18 protein-coding genes and 1 tRNA gene are annotated in these 18,990 nt (G+C 71.3%); 14 read left to right on the plus strand and 5 right to left on the minus strand.

Annotation, left to right across the window (positions count from 1 at the left end; all coding sequences use genetic code 11):
- Nucleotides 1–20 precede the first annotated feature (20 nt).
- Nucleotides 21–106 (plus strand) — tRNA-Leu (locus tag AOM03_RS01520).
- Between the two features lie 52 nt (nucleotides 107–158).
- On the opposite strand, the gene AOM03_RS12600 is transcribed toward AOM03_RS01520, so the two are convergent.
- Nucleotides 159–320, minus strand: a complete 162-nt coding sequence (locus tag AOM03_RS12600) for a hypothetical protein (RefSeq protein ID WP_156157572.1) — start codon at nucleotides 318–320, stop codon at nucleotides 159–161.
- Between the two features lie 117 nt (nucleotides 321–437).
- On the opposite strand from AOM03_RS12600, the gene AOM03_RS01525 reads away from it, so the two are divergent.
- The 4 genes from AOM03_RS01525 to AOM03_RS01540 all read left to right on the plus strand — a co-directional run bounded on the left by AOM03_RS01525 (nucleotide 438) and on the right by AOM03_RS01540 (nucleotide 7,023).
- Complete coding sequence (locus tag AOM03_RS01525; protein ID WP_062377585.1) at nucleotides 438–2,792, plus strand: DUF262 domain-containing protein; 2,355 nt, start codon at nucleotides 438–440, stop codon at nucleotides 2,790–2,792.
- A 230-nt stretch (nucleotides 2,793–3,022) separates the two neighbouring features.
- Entirely contained in the window at nucleotides 3,023–4,423 is a 1,401-nt protein-coding gene (locus tag AOM03_RS01530) for a glycosyltransferase family 39 protein (protein WP_062377587.1), read from the plus strand.
- A gap of 16 nt (nucleotides 4,424–4,439) precedes the next feature.
- The gene (locus tag AOM03_RS01535) at nucleotides 4,440–5,738 is read left to right on the plus strand and encodes a M20/M25/M40 family metallo-hydrolase (RefSeq protein WP_062377589.1); all 1,299 of its coding nucleotides are present in this window, start codon (nucleotides 4,440–4,442) and stop codon (nucleotides 5,736–5,738) included.
- Between the two features lie 136 nt (nucleotides 5,739–5,874).
- On the plus strand, nucleotides 5,875–7,023 hold the full coding sequence (locus tag AOM03_RS01540) for a serine hydrolase domain-containing protein (protein WP_062377591.1): 1,149 nt from the start codon (nucleotides 5,875–5,877) through the stop codon (nucleotides 7,021–7,023).
- Nucleotide 7,024: 1 nt separating this feature from the next.
- Here AOM03_RS01540 and AOM03_RS01545 read toward each other — a convergent pair whose 3' ends face one another.
- Nucleotides 7,025–7,276, minus strand: coding sequence for a DUF5703 family protein (locus AOM03_RS01545; protein WP_062377597.1), 252 nt, complete (start codon nucleotides 7,274–7,276; stop codon nucleotides 7,025–7,027).
- 43 nt (nucleotides 7,277–7,319) lie between these two features.
- Between AOM03_RS01545 and AOM03_RS01550 the strand changes: the two genes are divergently transcribed.
- Entirely contained in the window at nucleotides 7,320–7,622 is a 303-nt protein-coding gene (locus AOM03_RS01550; protein ID WP_062377599.1) for a hypothetical protein, read from the plus strand.
- A gap of 58 nt (nucleotides 7,623–7,680) precedes the next feature.
- On the opposite strand, the gene AOM03_RS01555 is transcribed toward AOM03_RS01550, so the two are convergent.
- The gene (locus AOM03_RS01555; protein ID WP_062377601.1) at nucleotides 7,681–8,643 is read right to left on the minus strand and encodes an aldo/keto reductase; all 963 of its coding nucleotides are present in this window, start codon (nucleotides 8,641–8,643) and stop codon (nucleotides 7,681–7,683) included.
- Nucleotides 8,644–8,712: 69 nt separating this feature from the next.
- Between AOM03_RS01555 and AOM03_RS01560 the strand changes: the two genes are divergently transcribed.
- Nucleotides 8,713–9,576 (plus strand): undecaprenyl-diphosphate phosphatase, encoded by an 864-nt coding sequence (locus AOM03_RS01560; protein WP_062379079.1) that lies wholly within the window; start codon nucleotides 8,713–8,715, stop codon nucleotides 9,574–9,576.
- A 58-nt stretch (nucleotides 9,577–9,634) separates the two neighbouring features.
- On the opposite strand, the gene AOM03_RS01565 is transcribed toward AOM03_RS01560, so the two are convergent.
- Nucleotides 9,635–10,501: a PAC2 family protein gene (locus tag AOM03_RS01565; protein WP_062377603.1), complete on the minus strand. Its 867-nt coding sequence runs from the start codon at nucleotides 10,499–10,501 to the stop codon at nucleotides 9,635–9,637.
- Nucleotides 10,502–10,525: 24 nt separating this feature from the next.
- Between AOM03_RS01565 and AOM03_RS01570 the strand changes: the two genes are divergently transcribed.
- A complete protein-coding gene (locus tag AOM03_RS01570; RefSeq protein ID WP_227589841.1) occupies nucleotides 10,526–11,215 on the plus strand; it encodes an HAD family hydrolase in 690 nt (229 codons plus the stop codon).
- A gap of 28 nt (nucleotides 11,216–11,243) precedes the next feature.
- On the opposite strand, the gene AOM03_RS01575 is transcribed toward AOM03_RS01570, so the two are convergent.
- Nucleotides 11,244–12,077: a RecB family exonuclease gene (locus tag AOM03_RS01575; protein ID WP_174441926.1), complete on the minus strand. Its 834-nt coding sequence runs from the start codon at nucleotides 12,075–12,077 to the stop codon at nucleotides 11,244–11,246.
- 164 nt (nucleotides 12,078–12,241) lie between these two features.
- On the opposite strand from AOM03_RS01575, the gene AOM03_RS01580 reads away from it, so the two are divergent.
- Genes AOM03_RS01580 through pafA form a run of 6 tightly spaced genes read left to right on the plus strand, consistent with a single transcriptional unit; the run spans nucleotide 12,242 to nucleotide 18,955 of the window.
- Entirely contained in the window at nucleotides 12,242–13,342 is a 1,101-nt protein-coding gene (locus AOM03_RS01580) for a site-2 protease family protein (protein ID WP_062377607.1), read from the plus strand.
- A 37-nt stretch (nucleotides 13,343–13,379) separates the two neighbouring features.
- Nucleotides 13,380–14,405, plus strand: a complete 1,026-nt coding sequence (locus AOM03_RS01585; protein ID WP_062377609.1) for a tRNA (adenine-N1)-methyltransferase — start codon at nucleotides 13,380–13,382, stop codon at nucleotides 14,403–14,405.
- Nucleotides 14,406–15,812, plus strand: a complete 1,407-nt coding sequence (gene arc / locus AOM03_RS01590) for a proteasome ATPase (protein ID WP_062377611.1) — start codon at nucleotides 14,406–14,408, stop codon at nucleotides 15,810–15,812. It begins immediately after the preceding gene.
- Nucleotides 15,813–17,327, plus strand: coding sequence for a depupylase/deamidase Dop (dop, locus tag AOM03_RS01595; protein WP_062377613.1), 1,515 nt, complete (start codon nucleotides 15,813–15,815; stop codon nucleotides 17,325–17,327). It abuts the gene before it with no gap.
- A 27-nt stretch (nucleotides 17,328–17,354) separates the two neighbouring features.
- On the plus strand, nucleotides 17,355–17,540 hold the full coding sequence (locus AOM03_RS01600; protein WP_062377615.1) for a ubiquitin-like protein Pup: 186 nt from the start codon (nucleotides 17,355–17,357) through the stop codon (nucleotides 17,538–17,540).
- Nucleotides 17,541–17,545: 5 nt separating this feature from the next.
- Entirely contained in the window at nucleotides 17,546–18,955 is a 1,410-nt protein-coding gene (pafA, locus tag AOM03_RS01605; RefSeq protein ID WP_227589843.1) for a Pup--protein ligase, read from the plus strand.
- The last annotated feature ends 35 nt before the right edge of the window (nucleotides 18,956–18,990 follow it).

The raw sequence follows: 18,990 nt of genomic DNA on the forward strand, positions 1-18,990 counted from the left end.
CGGAGTTCCTTGGTCCACTCGTCCGGGTGGCGGAATTGGCAGACGCGCTAGCTTGAGGTGCTAGTGCCCGTATTAGGGCGTGGGGGTTCAAGTCCCCCCTCGGACACCGTGTGATGTCTCAGGACATCGTGAACGGGTGAACCCCCAGTGATGGGGGTTCACCCGTTTTTGCGTTGGTAGCCGCGGCTGGGGTCGAGGGTGAAGGTCGCGAGGGTGTTGCCGGTGTCGGCGGTGATGATGGTGGCGTCGCGGTCGTGGATGAGTGCAATGATCTCGGTGCGGGCGTGGGCGCGGCCGATGCCGAGGTGGTGGAGGCGCACGCAGCGGCGAACAGTTCACCCTGTGACCTGGCCGGCCTGTCTGGCTGCACGGCGGATTGGCTAGCGCACACGATAGATTGATCCCCCTTGGTAGTGGTTCCGTAGGTGGAGGTATCAGTGCAACTCGACAAGCCGACCCTTGGCGACGTGGTTGACGGCGCGAAGACGCGCTATCAGATTCCCCTCTATCAGCGGACCTATGACTGGGGAACTCCGCAGTATGAGCAGTTGTGGGCAGATGTCCTTAGCCTCGCGGTTGCGAGGCGGGAGACCAAGGCCAAGGAGCACTTCCTCGGCACGTTGGTCTTGGACATGGGCCATCAGACTCCGAACGAGAACACATTTCTCGTAGTAGACGGCCAGCAGCGCCTCACAACGCTCACCATGCTGCTCGCGGCGCTTCGCGACGTCTACAAGGAGAGCGGCAGCTCCCGCGACAACGACACGGCCGAAGAGATCCATGAAGACCGCCTGGTGCATCGCAAGAAGCTCTCAGGCCCGGAGCGGTTTCGTCTATGGCCGACGCAGGGTGATCGCGCTGCCTACATGGAGGTGATTGACGGCGAGGTGGATCGCCGATCTGGCAGCAACATCGTTCAGGCGTACCTGTACTTCGTCAAGGCTATCCATGCCGCGATCAAGGAATCTGAAGTCGAACTATGCGAGCTCTATGACGCGATTCTCGACGGTCTGCGCTTCGTGTCAATTACGGCAGAAGCGCAGGACAACGTTTACGCCATCTTCGAATCGCTCAACAACACAGGCCTGAAGCTCACACAGGGCGACTTGCTTCGAAACTTCTATTTCTCGCGGCTCGGCGACCTTGCTGAATCGACCCATGAGTCATTCTGGTATCCGATGCAAGAGAGGCTCTCCCGCGCCGACCTTGCCCACCTCTTCTGGCTTGATATGACGTGGAGCAACACGGAAATCAAGAAGGACGACACGTTCAAGGAGCAAGCAGCCCGCGTAAGCGGATTGAGCCCCGAGGGTCTTCGAGATGAAGTGAAGCGGTTCAACCATCTCTCGGTGCTCCTTGAGGTAATGCGACGTCCGAGCAACGAGACGGACTCAGCCGTGCGTCGTGCACTCCAACGCCTAGTGGACTTTGGCATTGAGTCGATCGACCCTCTCGTCCTTGGCCTACTCAGCCTGCGACAACAAAACCGGACCGACGCCACCCAGACTGCCGACGCGCTGGCGGTCATTGAAGCCTTCCTCGTGCGAAGGCTGGTCGTGCGTGCGCCACACAACGCGCTCTCGCGTATCCTCATGCGCGCTTTCGGGTCTATTGACGAGTCCGATCCTGCAGGGTCGTTGCGCGACTACTTGTCTCGAGACAACAAGGACTTCGCGACGGATGATCAGATCCGCGAGGCGGTCGTGTCTGTGAACTTCTACCGATCGGGGTCTCGGAAGCAGCAAAAGACACTGCTGATGTGGCTTGAGGGCGCACTGGCCGGCAACGAACCCGCGGACCTCTCAAGGGCAACCGTTGAGCACGTGCTTCCTCAGAAGCTCAGTGACGACTGGCGTGGCGAGTTGAGTCCGGATCTTGGTGAATTCGATTCGCCCGAAGCAGTGCACGAGACGTACGTCCACACCTTGGCGAACCTCACTCTCTCGGGCTATAACTCCGCGCTGAGCAACAAACCGTTTGCGGAGAAGCGCAGCCTTCTCGTTGAGAAGGGGAACATCGAACTCAACAAGTGGATCGCTGGCAACGGGCAGTGGAGGCGCACCCAGATCATCGAGCGCGGCAAGCTGTTGAGTGAGCAAATCATCACCTCCTGGCCCGGCCCGATTTCGGTGGCCCCCGTTGCGGACTCGTCGGCGCGCAATACGGAGGAGGTCGCTGATGCACTTCAGCGCGTTCCCGCGGGGAAGTGGGTTTCCTTCGGAGACCTCGCTAATGCGACTCAACTGACCATCGCCGCGGTCCGAGATGTCGTGGCTAAGGAAGACATCCAGTTCGGATGGCGTGTTATGGAAGCCGACGGCCGGTACTTCTCCGATAGTGCGTCAAGTGCATCGCGAGATCAACTTGAGACCGATGGCGTTCAATTCGATGCCGCCGGTGCAGCGATGCAACAGCACCGTTGGCACTTCGCCACGAATGACAGTGACGCCCCAGTCGGTACACAGTCCGTTGCTAGCGAACTCCATGCCGGGCCAATCAAGGACTTCCTCGACGAGGCGGCAAACAGGCTGGCCCCCTCAGTTGCCGAAGCGCTGCGTGCCACCACTGCGGAGTTGCTGGCGCGCGGCGGGCGTGTTCTCTTGAGCATCGATGCTCAGGAGCAGGATGTGTTCACGGCAGCTCTGCATGACGTTGACGTCTCGGAGGCATTCGCAGAGGTACGACTGACCCCCTTTGGCGGCTTGTGGATTCGTCGGGATGTCTCTACCGAGTTTGAGTTGGTCGACGCGAAATCTGTCTCTGCGCTCCGTTTGCCAGTCCGCGCCGACTGAATCTGGCTCACTGTTGCTTGTGGCGTCGTCAAGAGCGCGTCGCCATCGACATCCGCTGCGTCAACCTCTCGATTCCGAGGGACCGCGACCGCAAACTTGTCGTCGACCCCGTCGGAACCACTTCCCGGCGTGGATACGATGCGACCAGCGCCACCGTCCGCGCGCGGCGCCCGTTCCACGCCGCCGCGGGCCGCGCGCACGACGCGTCCCGCCCACCCGAAGGAGCCCCGGTGCCCGAGCCGACCCGCACCCGGGTGCCCCCGCCCGCCGAGTGGCTGGGCCGCGCCGAGGAATGGGCGGCCGGCTTCCGCGACTCGCGAGCCTCGCGCTGGTGGGTGACGCTGCTCTACGTCGTCGTCAGCGCCGTGATCGTCATCCCCGTGGTGACCGGTCCGGGCACGGCGCTGTCGCGCATCGACGAGCCCACCCACGCGGACTACGCCTACCAGGTCGCCCACGGCACGGTGCCGTACGCCGGGTCGGTGATCGCGCCGGAGATCCGCGACCTGTGGGCGTGCGCGGGCCAGGAGCGGTACGAGCTGCCCGCGTGCGGCGACGACGCCGAGGCGTGGGAGTTCCCCTACCAGGGGCAGCAGTACAACTACCCCCATCCGCCGCTGTACTACGCGGTGGTCGGCGTCCCGGCCCGCGCGATCGCCGCCGTCACGGGCACGGACTTCATCACGGCCGCACGCCTGCTGGGCATCGGCTGGCTCGCCGGCGGCATGCTGATGCTCTTCGTGGCCCTGCGCCGCTGGCGCATCGACCCCGCCGCCGCGATCATCGCGCCGCTCCTGCTCCCGGCCTTCCCCCGCGTGCTCCACGCGGTGACCACCGTCAACCCGGACGCGGCCGCAATCCTGATCGGCGCATCGGCCCTCTGGCTCGCCGCGCGGATCCTGGTCGACGACGACGCACCGTGGTGGCTGGGCGCCCTGCTCGCCGGCGCGGCCGGCATATCGAAGACCATCACCACGGTGCCGTTCATCGCGCTCGGCGCGCTCATGACGTTCCGCGCCCTGCGCGACTGGCGCCGCCGCGGCCGCCCGCGAGGCAGGGACGTCGCCATGATCGCCGGGATGGCGGGGGCGATCCTGCTGCCCTACCTCGCCTGGAGCGCGTTCCAGTCCGGACACGGCGACCCCCACTGGGTCAACCCCCTGGTGGGCCTCAACACGAGGGACGTCGTGGGCCTGCCGGGCTCGGAGTGGATGGAGACGCTGTTCAGCGGGCTCGAGCTGGCGTCCGACTACTACGTGCAGCCGCCGCTCAACGTGGCCCTGCTGGTGTCGTGGACCCGCCTGCTCAACGTGCTCATCATCGGCGCGATCTTCGCCGTCATCGTGGCCTGCGCCAAGGAGCCGGCCCGCCGCTCGCTCGGATGGCTGGTGCTCGCGGGGACCGCGCTGTTCCCGACCATCGTCCAGATCCAGGCCTACTTCAACACCGCCGTGCCGCAGTACTTCCCCCACGTCACGGGACGCTATGGGCTCGCGCTCATCCCGGCGGCCGTCGCGTGCATCGTGGTCGCCGCGCACAAGGCCGGCTATCGACGGCTGGTGTACGTGCTCAGCGCGGGCGGGCTGGTGGTGCTGGCGGTCGTCATCGGCAACGGGGTCCTCGTCTCCTGACGCTAGCCTTCTCGGCATGACCGAGTCCGACGTCGTCTCCCTCGCCCGCGACCTCATCCGCATCGACACCTCGAACTACGGGGACGCCGACGGCCCCGGCGAGCGCGAGGCGGCCGAGTACGTCGCATCGTTCCTCTCCAATCTGGGCCTCGAGCCCACCATTCGCGAGTCCGAGCCCGGCCGCGCGAGCGTGGTCGCCCGGTGGGAGGGTTCCGACCCCGCCCGCCCGGCGCTGGTCCTGCACGGACACCTCGACGTGGTGCCCGCGTTCAAGGAGGACTGGAGCGTCGACCCGTTCGGCGCGGAGATCAAGGACGGCATGATCTGGGGCCGCGGCGCGGTCGACATGAAGGGCGCGGACGCGATGTACCTCGCGGCCGTCAAGCGCATGATCGACGCGGGGGAGCGCCCGCCCCGCGACATCGTGCTCGCGTTCTTCGCCGACGAGGAGCACGGCGGCCGCAAGGGCGCCAAGTGGATGGTCGAGAACCACCCCGAGGACTTCGAGGGCGCCACGGAGGCGGTGTCCGAGGTGGGCGGCTTCTCCATCGAGGTGGCCGGCCGCCGCGTCTACCTGTTCCAGACGGGGGAGAAGGGGATGCAGTGGCTGCGCCTCGCCGCGCAGGGCATCCAGGGCCACGGCAGCCTGGTCCACCGCGACAACGCGGTGACGCACCTCGCGGGGGCGATGAGCCGCATCGGCCACCACGAGTGGCCGCTCGAGATCACGCCCACCGTCGAGCGCCTGCTGCGCGGCGCCGCGGACATCCTGGGCGTCGACTACGCCGAGGACCCCGAGACGCTCGACCGGCTGGTCGCGGGCCTGGGCAGCGTGGGCCGCATGGTCGAGGCCTCCCTGCGCAACACGTCCAACCCCACGATGATGGACGCCGGCTACAAGACCAATGTCATCCCCGACGTCGCGGGCGGGTTCGTCGACAGCCGCTTCCTGCCCGGCCAGCAGGAGCAGGTCCTGCGCACCATCGAGGAACTCGCGGGCACGCACGTCAAGGTCGAGCAGTACATCACCGAGCGCGCGATCGACCTGCCCTTCGACGTCCCGCTGGTGCGCAAGGCCATCGACGCCGTCACCGCCGACGACCCCGACGCCGTGGTCCTGCCGTACATGATGATGGGCGGCACGGACAACAAGCACCTCGCCTCGCTCGGCATCGCCGGCTACGGCTTCGCGCCGCTGCGGCTGCCCCCCGAGCTCGACTTCCCCGCGCTGTTCCACGGCATCGACGAGCGGGTGCCGGTCGAGAGCCTCGAGTTCGGCACGGACGTAATGGTGCGGTTCCTGCGCGACTGCTGATCCCCCGGGGACGATGCGCGGGCCGGGGCGGCCTCGAGCCTCCCGGGCCTCGCCGGGGCCCGCGCCGCGGCGCGTCCACGAGCCACCCCACCTAGGCTGGACGGGGAGCACCGGCGACGGGGCGAGGTGAGAACCCATGCGCGCGAGGGCGCCGATCGTGGTGGCGGCGACGGCCGCGGCGGGCGTGCTCGGCCTCGCGGCGTGCGGCGGCGGGGGACCGTCGGCCCAGGAGCTGGCCGCCGTCGAATACGCGCCCGAGGCCTTCGACGGCTTCGAGGCCTCCACCCCGGAGGCGGAGGGCCTCGTCCCCGACGCGGTCGCGGAGGTGTTCTGGCGCGCCGGCGAGCTCGAGTCCATCCACAGCCTCACGGTCATCGCGAACGGCCGCGTGGTCGCGCAGGACTACTTCAACGGCACCGGCCCGGAGCTGTCGCAGAACGTGCAGTCCGTGACGAAGAGCTACACGGGCGCGCTCGTCGGAATCGCGATTGAGCAGGGCTGCATCGACGGACTCGACCAGCCGATGATGGACTTCTTCCCCGAGCTCGCCGCCCGCGTCGAGGACCCGCGGAAGTTCGACATCACCATTCGCCAGCTGCTGCAGATGCGCGCGGGCTACCCGTGGCTCGAGGCCTCGGCGGAGGGCGTCGAGCTGCTGTTCCACGGCTTCGCGCCATCCAACATCGTCGACGTGCCCCTCGCGCGCGACCCGGGCACGGGGTGGGACTACTCGAACCTGTCCTCGCACTTCTTGGCGACCATCGTCACCCGCGCCTGCGAGGTGGAGGACCTGCAGGACTTCGCGCAGGAGCACCTGTTCGACCCGCTCGCCACGACCCCGAGCGACTGGACCACCGACTGGGAGGGGTACCGGCTGGGCTACACGGAGCTGTTCGTGACGGCGCGGGAGATGGCGCGCTTCGGCCAGATGTACCTCGACGGCGGCGCGGTCGACGGCGAGCAGGTGGTGCCCACCGCATGGGTGGAGCAGTCCTGGACCCCGTACACGGAGGGCGCCTGGTACTACAAGGTGGGCGACAACTTCGACCGGACCGCGTACGGCTACCAGTGGTGGATCATCGACGCCGGACCGCACACCTACTTCCTCGCCTGGGGACACGGCGGCCAGCAGATCGCGGTGCTCCCCGAGCTCGACATGGTCGTGGTGGTCACGGCGGACCCGCTCCGCGGTCAGCTGGGGGACAAGCCGTGGGCGCTCGAGAAGGCCAACCTGAACCTGGTCGCGGACTTCATCGCGGGTCTGCCCGCCAAGGAAGGGACCTGACTCAGGCCGCGTCCGTGCGCTTGACCTTGAGGGCGCGACGCTTGAGCCACACCCGCCGCGCGCCGCCGCGGTACAGCTGCGTGCGCGCCAACTCCCAGCGTCCGTACTCGGCGTGCTCGGTGAGCATGGCCCGTGCATCGTTCCTGGGCATATCGCGGGGGATGTCGACCACCCGCCACTCGATGCGCGAGGTCTCCGCGTCGGTGCGGCGACGCGGATCGATCACGTGTGCGGAGCGGTGGCGGTGGGTCATCGTCCCTCCTCAATACCAGACATATGGGGGTACTGTCTCAGACATGAGTGGAACCGCCCAAGAGGCCCTCCGCATGTTGGTGTCCGCCTTCGAGGAGCACCTCGCCGCCGTGCAGCAGCGCCGGGGCGAGCAGGACGTGGCCGTGGACGACGCGTACGACGCGCTGGCGGAGGCGTTCGACCGTTACGAGGCGGCGATGGACGTCGAGCATGGCGAGTCGCTGCCCATGCTGCTCGACGAGGACGGCGACCTCGAGGAGGAGCTCGACGAGCTCGACCCCCACGCCGAGGAGGACGAGGACGAGCTCGACGACGACGTGGTCGACTTCGACCTCGAGCGCGAGTAGTCGCGGCGTTCCGCCGGATTCCGGGGGACGATGCGCGGGTCGCCCGGGCGGGTGGCCGTCAGGGCCGCTCGGGGTAGCCGAACGTGATCCGGGACACCTCGTCGAGGGCCGTGGCGATCGCCTCGGGCAGGACCAGATCCGCGGCCCCGAGCATCGTCCGCAGCTGATCCGTGGTGCGCGCGCCCACGATCGCGGCGGCCACCGCCGGCCGCCCCAGCAGCCATGCGAGAGCGGCCTCCTGCGCGGTGACGCCCAGGCCGTCGGACGCGGTCACCAGCGCCTGCACGATCGCCCCGCACCGGTCGTCCAGGTAGGGCGCCACAAAGCCCGACAGGTGCTCGGAGGCGGCGCGCGAGTCCGCGGGGATCGCGGTGCGGTACTTGCCGGTGAGGACGCCGCGGCCCAGGGGAGACCAGGCGAGCACGCCCATGCCCAGGGACGATGCCGCGGGCACCACCTCGCGCTCGACGCCCCGCTGGACCAGCGAGTACTCGACCTCGGTCGCGGCCAGCGCCGGCCGGCGCCCCGCGAGGGTCGCGGCCTGCGCCGTCGCCCAGCCGGGGTAGTTGGACACTCCCACGTAGCGGGCGCGACCCGAATTGACGGCGATCTCGAGGGCGTGGACGGTCTCGTCCGCGTCGGTGGCCGCGTCGTGCCGCTGCACCAGCCACAGGTCCACATGGTCGGTGCCCAGGCGTCGCAGGGACGCGTCGAGCGTGTCGAGCATCGAGTCGCGCGAGGCGTCGACGACGCCGCCGGTCGCGGTGCGGCGGATGCCGGCCTTGGTGACGATCTGCACGTCCGCGCGGGACACGCCGCCCGCGAGCAGCCCGCCGATGAGTTCCTCCGAGCCGCCGCCCGCGTAGGACGCCGCGGTGTCGATGAGCGAGCCGCCGGCGTCGACGAAGGCGCGCAGCATGGTCGCGGCCTCGTCGGCGCCGGTGTCGCGGCTCCACGTCATGGTGCCGAGCGCCAGGCGCGATACCTCGAGACCCGATGAACCCACCCGTGCGCGTTGCATGGGTGCGACGGTACCGGGCACCGGGGTCCCGGGGGATCGCGACGCGCGGCGGCTACTGTGGCGCCCATGATGGAATGGTGGGAAGCGGTCATCCTCGGCCTGGTGCAGGGACTCACGGAGTTCCTGCCCGTGTCGTCGTCGGCGCACGTGAGGGTCATCGGGCCGCTCCTGCCGCATGGCGCGGACCCGGGCGCGGCCTTCACCGCCATCATCCAGATCGGCACCGAGCTCGCGGTGCTGCTGTACTTCCGCAAGGACATCGCCCGCATCGTCACGGAGTGGTTCCGCGCGCTCGGGGGCGCCGACGGCACCGGCTGGAGGGCGCGCATGGGCGCGCACCGTGCCGATGCCCGCATGGGCTGGTTCGTCATCCTGGGCTCGATCCCCATCGTGGTGCTGGGCCTGCTGCTCAAGAGCCACATCGAGACCAGCCTGCGCAACCTCTACCTCACCGCCACGGTGCTCGCGCTCTTCGCCGTGGTGCTGGCAATCGCCGACAAGGTGGGCGCCAAGCGCCGCGAGATGCACGAGGTGCGCCCGCGCGACGCCGTCGCGCTCGGCTTCGCACAGGCCATGGCCCTCGTCCCCGGCGTCTCGCGCTCGGGCGGCACCATCTCCATGGGACTCTTCCTGGGCCTCACGCGCGAGACCGCGGCCCGGTACTCGTTCCTGCTCGCCATCCCCGCCGTCATGGGGTCGGGGCTGTTCGAGCTGGTCACCGAGTTCGAGACGCTCACCTCGCCCGGCGCGCCCGGGCTGCTCAACACGCTCATCGCGTCCGTGGTCGCGTTCGGCGTGGGCTACGTGGTGATCGTGTGGTTCCTGCGCCTCATCAGCCACCGGTCGTACATGCCGTTCGTCATCTACCGCATCTGCGCGGCGGCGGCGATCTTCGCGATGCTCGCGGCGGGCATCATCCTGCCGCTGCAGTAGTCAGGCGACTCGCTCGCCACGGCCAGGGGGCAGGCAGGGGGCCGATGCGCGGGCCGGGTCAGGCCTTGCCGTTGCCCCTGTCGCGGCGGCGGAGGAACTGCTCGAACTCGGCCGCGATCGCCTCGCCCGACGCCTCGGGCAGGCTCGTCTCGTCCATGACGGACTCGAGCTGGGTGACGTGGGCACCGATCTCCTCGTCGTCGGCCGCGAGCTCGTCCGCGCCGCGCTGCCAGGCGTCGACCTCGTCGGCCAGGTCGCCCAGGTCGATCGGCTCGCCCAGGAAGCGCTCGATCTGCGACAGGATCGCCACCGTGGCCTTCGGGCTCGGCGGGTGCGCGATGTAGTGGGGCACGCCCACCCACACGGAGACGACGGTGATCCCGCGCAGGTGCGCCTCGTGGCCCAGCACGCCCAGGATGCCGGTGGGTCCCGCGTAGTCGGAGCGCTCGAGGTCGAAGGCGCGGCGCGCCTCGGCGCTCTCGCTCGTCACGAACGTGGGCAGCGGCCGGGTGTGCGGAGCGTCGACCAGCAGGGCCCCGCAGGTGATCAGCGTCGACACGTCGAGGGCCTCGGCGTGGTCGAGGATCTCCGCGACGAACCGGCGCCAGCGCATCGACGGCTCGATGCCGCGCACGAGCGCGACGGTACGGTCGCCCACCCACGGGCCGTTGGCGGTGGAGACCACCGTGCCGGGCCAGGAGATCACGCGCTCGCCGTCGGGCAGGGTCTGGATGGCCGGCCGGGCGACCTGGAAGTCGTGGTACTCCTCGGGGTCGAGCACGGCGAGCTCGCGCGCGGTCCACGCGGTCGCGAGGTGGTCCAACGCCGACGACGCGCCCGAGCCGGCGTCGTTCCAGCCCTCGAAGGCGGCGATCATCACGGTCTCGTCGGCGGCGAGGGCGGCGGGGTCGCGTTCGGCGTTCATCGGGCCAGCCTAGACTTTCGCTCCGTGGATGTTAACGAGCCCCGCCCCGCCGCGGTCCTGTGGGACATGGACGGCACGCTGATCGATTCCGAGCCGTACTGGATCGAGGCCGAGAAGGACCTCGCGCGCGGCTTCGGCGTCGACTGGACCGACGAGGACGGCATGCTGCTCGTGGGCAACAACCTGCCCACGAGCGCGCAGATCCTCATCGATCGCGGGGTCGACATGGAGCCCGGCGACCTCATCGACCACCTCCTGGTCCGCGTGACCGCCCGCGTCCGTGAGTCGGTGCCGTGGCAGCCGGACGCCCGCGCCCTTCTCGAGAAGGTGCTCGCGGCGGGCATCCCGTGCGCGCTCGTGACGGCCTCCTACCGGCTCTTCGCGGATGCCTTCGTGTCGCGCGCCCCCGACGCCTTCGCGGCCGTGGTCGCGGGCGACGACGTCGAGCGCGGCAAGCCCGCACCGGACCCGTACCTGCTCGCCGCGCAGCGCCTGGGCGTGCCCATCGAGCGGTGCGTCGCGATCGAGGATTCGCGCACCGGCATCGCCTCCGCGCACGCCTCGGGCGCCGCGACCCTGGGCGTGCACCGCCTGGTCCCCATCGAGCCGCGGCCGGGCCTCAGCCGAGTGCGCTCGCTCGAGGGCCTCGACGTGGCCTTCCTGGGGCGTCTGGTCCAGGGCGAGGTCGTCGACGAGCTCGCCGACGCGGTCTGACCCGGGCCCGGCCCGGCTCCACCCCGACTCAGGCGGTCGCGGGCCGCACGCCCGTCGCGCGCTCGACCGCGTCCGGGTCCAGCGCGAGCTCGGCGCCGCCGAACTCCGGGCAGCGGTCCTGGAAGCTGCACCACCCGCACAGCTTCGACGTGCGGGTCCGGAACCTGCCGGCGGCCGCGGCCGCGGTGATCTGCGCCCACAGCTCCCGGATCTCGTGCTCGATCTGGGCGATGTCGTCGCCCGTGGGACGGATCTCGAGCCGGCCGCCGTCGCGCAGGAACAGCAGCTGGAGCAGCGCCGGCCGGCGCTGACGGATGCGCTCGATCACCAGGGCGTAGAAGCGCATCTGGAAGCGCTCCTTGCGGGCACCCCAGCGGGGGTCGGGGGTCTTGCCGGTCTTGTAGTCCACCACCCGGATGGACCCGTCGGGCGCGATGTCGATGCGGTCGACGATGCCGCGCAGCAGGGGCCCGTCCTCGAGCTGCACCTGCACGAACTCCTCGCGCCCCGCGGGCTCGAGCCGCTGCGGGTTCTCGAGCTCGAAGTACGTCGACAGCCGCTCGCGCCCCTGCGCCAGCCACTCCGCCTCCGCCGCGGCGTCCGCGTGCAGGTCCGCGAGGCGGGGGTCCTTCTCGAGCATCGCCCGCCACCGGGGCTCGATCGCGCCGTGCGTCGCCTCCACCGTGCGCTCGCGCGCGGGCAGGTCGTACAGGTCCTCGAGCACCGCGTGCACGAGCGTCCCGAGCGTCGCCGCGGCGGACGGTGGCTCCGGGAGCCGGTCGATCACGCGGTAGCGGAACAGCAGCGGGCACTGGGTGAAGTCGCCCGCACGCGACGGCGACAGGGAGGGAGCGGCGGCCATGGAGACAGCGTAGGCGGAGCCTCCGACGCGGCCCGGCGGGCCTGGGGACGGGCGCCCGCGGCGGGGGACCAGGGACACACCCCACCAGGGCCGATGCGGTGGTCGGCACCGGCCACGAGCGCCGCCTCGCGGCGGTGTCGGAGGCCCCCGCTACGGTAGGCGGCATGAATCGACCCGCCCGCTCGCGTGGCATCCCGCTCGGCCGCGTGCTCGGCGCGCGGGTGCTCCTGCGCCCGTCCACGGTGCTCATGGCGGTGCTCATCGCCGTCCTCGTCGGCACCACGGAGCAGGGCCTGACCCGCCAGAGCTTCACGCTCGGCCTCGCGGTCGCCGTGGGCCTGTTCCTCGCCGTCTTCCTCCACGAGGTCGCGCACACGGCCGCGGCGCGCGCGTTCGGCCGCGAGGTCGACGAGATCGTGCTGACGTTCCTGGGCGGCCACACCCAGTTCCAGGCGAAGGACCCCCGCCCGCTCGAGATCGGCGTCATCGCCGCCGCCGGCCCCGTCGCCAACGCGCTGCTGGGCGCGGGCGCCTGGGCCACGGCCAACGTGCTCACCGGCATCCCCGGGATGATCGCCGGGGCGTTCGGATGGCTCAACCTCATCCTCGCGGCCTTCAACGCGCTGCCGGGCACCCCGTTGGACGGCGGCCGCGTGCTCAACGCGATCGTGTGGGCCGTGCGCGGCGACCGCTGGGCGGGGCACCGCGCGGCGGCATGGGGCGGGCGCATCATCGCGATCGGCGTCGTCGTCTGGGCGGTGGGCGCCCCGCTGCTCGACGGCAGGCGCCCGGACCTCATCACCATGCTGTGGTCCGTCCTGCTGTTCTCCGTGATCTGGCCCGCGGCCACCCAGGAGCTCAAGGCCGCCTCCGTGCTGTCGCGCCGCGAGGACGTCACGCCCCTGGGCCCGGGCGTGTCCGCGATCGGGGTGCCCTACCAGCTGTCGGTGCAGCAGGCCCGCGAGGCGGCCCAGGCGGCGGGCGCGCGCGAGGTGGTCGTCCTCGCCGCGGACGGCCAGCCGGCCGGCCACTTCCCGGTGCAGCTCACGGACGTGGTCCCCGAGGCCGAGCGCGCCACCACGCCGCTGTCCGCCGTCACCATGCCCGTGGTGCGCGGCGCGGAGATCCCGGCGAGCCTCCGGGGAGAGGAGGTGGTCCAGGCGCTGCTGCCGTGGCTGGGCAAGACGGACGTGCTCGTCATCACCGACCGCGGCGCGCCCGTGGGCATCGTCATGGTCGAGGACCTCAAGCGCGCGCTCACCTGACCCGGCCCGCGCATCGTCCCCGCCTAGACTGACGCGCATGACCCAGGCCACCCCGATCGGCGCCGAGCAGCGCCGGGGCCCGCTGCGCGCGGGCGACAAAGTCCAGCTGACCGACCCCAAGGGTCGGCACCACACCATCGTCCTCACGCCCGGCAAGGCCTTCCACACCCACCGCGGCATGTTCCAGCACGACGACGTCATCGGCAGGCCCGAAGGCACCGTGGTGCGCAACACCGGGGGCATCGAGTACCTGGTGCTGCGGCCGCTGCTGAGCGACTACGTGCTGTCGATGCCGCGCGGCGCCGCGGTGGTCTACCCCAAGGACGCCGGGCAGATCGTGCAGATGGCGGACATCTTCCCGGGCGCCCGCGTGGTCGAGGCCGGCGTGGGCTCCGGCGCGCTCACCATGTCGCTGCTGCGCGCGGTCGGCGACGGCGGCCAGCTGGTCTCGATCGAGCGCCGCGAGGACTTCGCGGACATCGCCCGCGCGAACGTCGAGGGGCACTTCGGCGGGCCGCACCCCGCGTGGCGCCTCGAGATCGGCGACTTCGCCGACCGCGTGGGCGAGGCATTCCCCGCGGGCACGGTCGACCGCATCGTCCTCGACATGCTCGCACCCTGGGAGAACATCGAGGCGGCGGCCGATGCGCTGGCGCCGGGCGGCGTCCTCCTCGCCTACGTCGCGACCACCACCCAGCTGTCCCGCCTCGCGGAGGATCTGCGCGAGCACGGCGGCTTCACCGAGCCGCAGGCGTGGGAGACCATGGTCCGCACGTGGCACCTCGAGGGCCTCGCGGTCCGTCCCGACCACCGCATGGTGGGCCACACCGGCTTCCTCATCACCGCCCGCCGCATGGCGCCCGGCGTCGACGCGCCGCTGCGCCACCGCCGGCCCGCGAAGGGCTCGTACCCGCACGAGGAGACGTGGACGCCGGCGGACCTGGGCGAGCGGCCCGTGTCGGAGAAGAAGATCCGCAAGGTGCGCCGGGACGTGACGGCCGGCACCGCGGACGGCGCGACGACGCCCGCGGCCGACCACGGCACCCCCGCCGGGGAGGACTGAATGGTTGCCGACGCGCAGGACATCATCGGCCGGCTCGAGCGCCAGAACGCTGACCTGCAGCGGCTGCTCACCACCGCGCGCGACCAGATGGGGGAGATGCGCCAGCAGCTCGCGGACGCGTCGCAGCCCCCGCAGACCTTCGCGACCTTCGTCGCCTGGGCCGGCAGGCACGCGGACGTGGTGGCCAACGGCCGCCGCATGCGCGTCGCGGTCCTGCCCACGCTCGAGGCGCGCCTGAACCCGGGCGACGAGGTGCTGCTCAACCCCATGAGCGTCGTGGTCGACGTCGCGGTCCCCGAGCGCAGCGGCCAGGCCGCGATCGTGCGCGAGGTGATCGACGACGACCGCGTGCTGGTGGTCTCCCGCGGCGAGGACGAGCGCGTCGTCGTGCTCATCGGCGGGGACGCGGCCGCGCGCGTCCACGAGGGCGACACCGTCATCATCGATCCGCGCACCGGCTTCGCGTCCGAGAAGGTCGAGCGCACCGGCGTCGAGGCGCTCCTGCTCGAGGAGGTGCCGGACATCGACTACGCGCGCATCGGCGGCCTCGCCCCGCAGATCGAGCGCATCCGCGACGCCATCGAGCTGCCGCTGACCCACCCCGAGCTCTACCGCGAGCACGACCTGCGTCCGCCGCGCGGCCTGCTGCTGTACGGCCCGCCCGGCTGCGGCAAGACCCTCATCGCCAAGGCGGTCGCGCATTCGCTGGCCGATGCGGTGGGCGCCGACCGCTCCTACTTCCTGTCGGTCAAGGGTCCCGAGCTGCTCAACAAGTACGTGGGCGAGACCGAGCGGTACATCCGCACCATCTTCGAGCGTGCCCGCGCCAAGGCGCACGGCGGCGCCCCCGTGGTGGTCTTCTTCGACGAGATGGACGCGCTGTTCCGGGCACGCGGCTCGGGCGTGAGCTCCGACATGGAGACCACGATCGTCCCGCAGCTGCTCACCGAGCTCGACGGCGTCGAGTCGTTGGGCAACGTCATCGTCATCGGCGCCTCCAACCGCGAGGACATGATCGACCCCGCGATCCTGCGCCCGGGCCGCCTCGACGTGAAGATCGAGATCTCGCGCCCCGGCCCCGAGGCCACCGCGGACATCTTCGGCAAGTACCTCACGCCCGACCTGCCGCTCACGGCCGCGGACCTCGCCGCGCACGACGGCGACCGCGCGGCCACCGTGCGCGCGCTCATCGCCGGGGCCGTCGCACGGATCTTCTCCCACGCGGACGCCTCCCAGCACGTCTCCGGCGCGGTGGTGCGCAACGTCGTCGACCGCGCCAAGACCCGCGCCATCAAGGGCGTGGTCGCGGGCGGCGAGCGCGGCGTCACGCTGGCGCACCTGGTCGACGCGGCGGACCAGGAGCTCGACGAGGCGCGCGCCGTCGCGGCCCGGTCCCTGGGCGGCTGAATGCGCATCCGCGGCATCGAGACCGAGTACGGCATCGTCGACCCCGACGAGCCGCGCGCCAACCCCATCCTGCTGTCCTCCCGGCTGGTCGCCGCCTGCCGGGCCTGGGCGGGCCAGGCGACCGCCCGCTGGGACTACGGCGGCGAGGACCCGCTGCAGGACCAGCGCGGCTTCCGCCGCTCCCGCATGAGCGCGACGCCGGACATGCTCACCGAGGACCACGAGTACGACCCCGAGCGCGGCACCGTGACGCTGCGCCGGCGCCGCGGCTCCTGGGAGGACCCGGCGCACCTCAACGCGGTGCTGGCCAACGGGGCGCGCTTCTACGTGGACCACGCCCACCCCGAGTACTCCGGCCCCGAGGTGACGACGGCCCGCGACGCCGTCACGTGGGACCGTGCCGGCGACGCGATCGCGCTCGCGGCCGCCGCCCGCTACGCCGCGGACGAGGACGGCCGCGTCGAGCTGTACAAGAACAACGTGGACGGCAAGGGCGCGAGCTACGGCACGCACGAGAACTTCCTGGTGCGCCGCGACGTCGACTTCGAGGACCTCGCGCGCCGCCTCACCCCCCACCTGGTCACGCGCCAGGTGTACACGGGCGCGGGCCGCGTGGGGCTGGGACAGTTCGGCGACGAGGCCGGCTTCCAGGTCTCCCAGCGAGCGGACTACATCGAGGCGGAGGTGGGCCTCGAGACCACCCTGCGCCGGCCCATCGTCAACACGCGCGACGAGCCGCACGCGGACCGCGACCGGTACCGGCGCCTGCACGTGATCCTGGGCGACGCGAACCTCTTCGACGTCGCCACCTGCCTCAAGATGGGCACCACGTCGCTCGTGCTCGCCGCGATCGAGGCGGACGACGAGCGTCTCGACGCGCTCGAGCTCGCCGCCCCGGTGGAGGCCGTGCGCGTCGTCTCGCGCGACCTGGGCCTCGCCGCGCGCCTGCCGCTCGCGGACGGCGAGGCCGCCACGGCGCTCGAGGTGCAGCGGGCCCTGCTGGAGATCTGCCGTTCCTACGCCGCGGACGCGGACGACGCGGCCGTGCTCGCGCGCTGGGAGGACGTGCTCGAGCGGCTCGCGCGCGATCCCGGGTCCGCGGCGCGCGAGGTCGAATGGGTCGCGAAGCTCCAGCTGCTGGGCCGCATGCGCGCCCGCCACGCCTCGCCCGCCAGCCCGGACGGGCTGCCGTGGGACGACGCCCGCCTCGCCGCGCTCGACCTGCAGTGGTCTCGCCTGGGCGACGGCCTGGCCGCCCGGCTCGACGCAGCCGGGGCGGTGGAGCGCATCGTCCCCGATCACGAGGTCGAGGCCGCCGTGGCCCGCGCCCCGCAGGACACCCGCGCGCGCCTGCGCGGCGGCATGGTCGCCCGCGCGGCCGGCGTGGTCGACGCGGCCGGCTGGTCCACGGTGGTGCTCGACCGCGAGTCCGACCACGGCCACCTCGAGGTGGTCCACCTGGACGACCCGCACGTCGCGACGCACCGGCTGCTCGACTCCCTCATGGAGGGCTGAGGCCGGCCCGCGGCTACAGTGGGACGCATGGCCCAGCTGCAGTCGCAAGGACAGCCCTTCGAGGACGACGACGCGCCCGAGGCGCCCGCCCCGGCCCCCGCCGCGCAGGCGAACACGGACGCGATCGACTCGCTGCTCGACGAGATCGACGAGACGCTGCAGGTCAACGCGACGCAGTTCGTGCGCTCCTTCGTGCAGAAGGGCGGCCAGTAGGCCGCGTGATCTCCACCGACATCCCGGCGCCGCTCGAGGTCGACCCGGCGCGCCGCATCTTCGGGCTCGAGACCGAGTTCGGGCTCCACCTCGACGCCGCGAACGCGCGCGCCGTCACGCCCGAGGAGGTGGCCGGCCACCTGTTCCACTCGGTGGTCGCGTGGGGGCGGTCCTCGAACGTGTTCCTGCCCAACGCCTCGCGCCTGTACATCGACGTGGGCGCGCACCCCGAGTACGCGACCGCCGAATGCGACAGCCTCGAGGACCTCATCGCCCTCGACAAGGCGGGCGAGCGCATCGTCGCCGCCCTGGTCGCCGGGGGAGAGGAGCGCCTGCGCGCCGCCGGCGTGGACGGCCGGATCCACCTCTACAAGAACAACACGGACTCGGCCGGCAACAGCTACGGCTGCCACGAGAACTACCTGGTGCGCCGCCGGGCGGACTTCAAGGCCTTCGCCTCCGCGCTGCTGCCGTTCCTGGTGACCCGGCAGATCGTCACCGGCGCCGGCTGCATCACCCGCACGCCCACCGGCGCGCACTACAGCTTCTCGCCGCGGGCGGACCACATGTGGGAGGGGCTCAGCTCCGCGACCACCCGGTCGCGGCCCATGATCAACACGCGGGACGAGCCGCACGCCAACGCCGAGCTCTACCGCCGCATGCACGTCATCGTGGGCGACTCGACCATGGCCGAGCCCACGACGCTGCTCAAGGTGGGCGCGACGGACCTGCTCCTGCGCGTCATGGAGGCCCGGGTCCCCGTCCCGGACCTCACCCTGGCGCACGAGATGCAGGCGATCCGCGACGTCGCCCACGACCTCACCGGCGCCGCGACGGTCGAGCTCGCCGATGGCCGCCGCCTCACCGCGGTGGAGGTGCAGCAGACCTACCTCGACGCGATCCGCGGCCACGTGGGCGGCATCATCGCGCCCACGGCGCAGGTCGACCAGATCCTCGACCTGTGGCAGCGCGGCATCGACGCGGTGCGCACCCAGGACCCGTCCCTCGTCGACACCGAGCTGGACTGGGCCATCAAGCTGCGCCTGCTGCGGCGCTACCAGGAGCGGCTCGGCTGCGCGCTCGACGACCCGCGCCTCGCGCGCCTCGAGCTCGCCTTCCACGACGTCGCGCCCGGCCGGGGCCTCGCCCCCCGGCTCGAGGCCGAGGGCCTCATGCGGCGCATCGTCCCCGAGGACGCGATCGAGCGCGCCATGACCACGGCCCCCGCGACCACCCGCGCCCACCTGCGCGGCCGTTTCGTCGAGGCGGCGCTCGCCGCCGGCCGCGACTACACGGTCGACTGGGTGCATCTGAAGATCTCCGGCAGCGCCGGCCGCACGGTGCTGCTCAAGGACCCCTTCCGCCACGAGGACGAGCGCGTCGACGCGCTCCTGGAGATGCTCGACCCCGCCTGAGGCCTACACTCTTGGGGGCCCGTCTCCGGGCCGTG

Origin of the sequence: Demequina pelophila (assembly GCF_000971175.1) — a bacterium.
Taxonomy (GTDB): domain Bacteria; phylum Actinomycetota; class Actinomycetes; order Actinomycetales; family Demequinaceae; genus Demequina; species Demequina pelophila.

Coding starts and splice junctions, on each gene's coding strand:
- AOM03_RS01535 (WP_062377589.1), top strand. CDS start 4,440: ATGACCGAGTCCGACGTCGTCTCCCTCGCCCGCGACCTCATCCGCATC.
- AOM03_RS01540 (WP_062377591.1), top strand. CDS start 5,875: ATGCGCGCGAGGGCGCCGATCGTGGTGGCGGCGACGGCCGCGGCGGGC.
- AOM03_RS01545 (WP_062377597.1), bottom strand. CDS start 7,276: ATGACCCACCGCCACCGCTCCGCACACGTGATCGATCCGCGTCGCCGC.
- AOM03_RS01550 (WP_062377599.1), top strand. CDS start 7,320: ATGAGTGGAACCGCCCAAGAGGCCCTCCGCATGTTGGTGTCCGCCTTC.
- AOM03_RS01555 (WP_062377601.1), bottom strand. CDS start 8,643: ATGCAACGCGCACGGGTGGGTTCATCGGGTCTCGAGGTATCGCGCCTG.
- AOM03_RS01560 (WP_062379079.1), top strand. CDS start 8,713: ATGGAATGGTGGGAAGCGGTCATCCTCGGCCTGGTGCAGGGACTCACG.
- AOM03_RS01565 (WP_062377603.1), bottom strand. CDS start 10,501: ATGAACGCCGAACGCGACCCCGCCGCCCTCGCCGCCGACGAGACCGTG.
- AOM03_RS01575 (WP_174441926.1), bottom strand. CDS start 12,077: ATGGCCGCCGCTCCCTCCCTGTCGCCGTCGCGTGCGGGCGACTTCACC.
- AOM03_RS01580 (WP_062377607.1), top strand. CDS start 12,242: ATGAATCGACCCGCCCGCTCGCGTGGCATCCCGCTCGGCCGCGTGCTC.
- AOM03_RS01585 (WP_062377609.1), top strand. CDS start 13,380: ATGACCCAGGCCACCCCGATCGGCGCCGAGCAGCGCCGGGGCCCGCTG.
- arc (WP_062377611.1), top strand. CDS start 14,406: ATGGTTGCCGACGCGCAGGACATCATCGGCCGGCTCGAGCGCCAGAAC.
- dop (WP_062377613.1), top strand. CDS start 15,813: ATGCGCATCCGCGGCATCGAGACCGAGTACGGCATCGTCGACCCCGAC.
- AOM03_RS01600 (WP_062377615.1), top strand. CDS start 17,355: ATGGCCCAGCTGCAGTCGCAAGGACAGCCCTTCGAGGACGACGACGCG.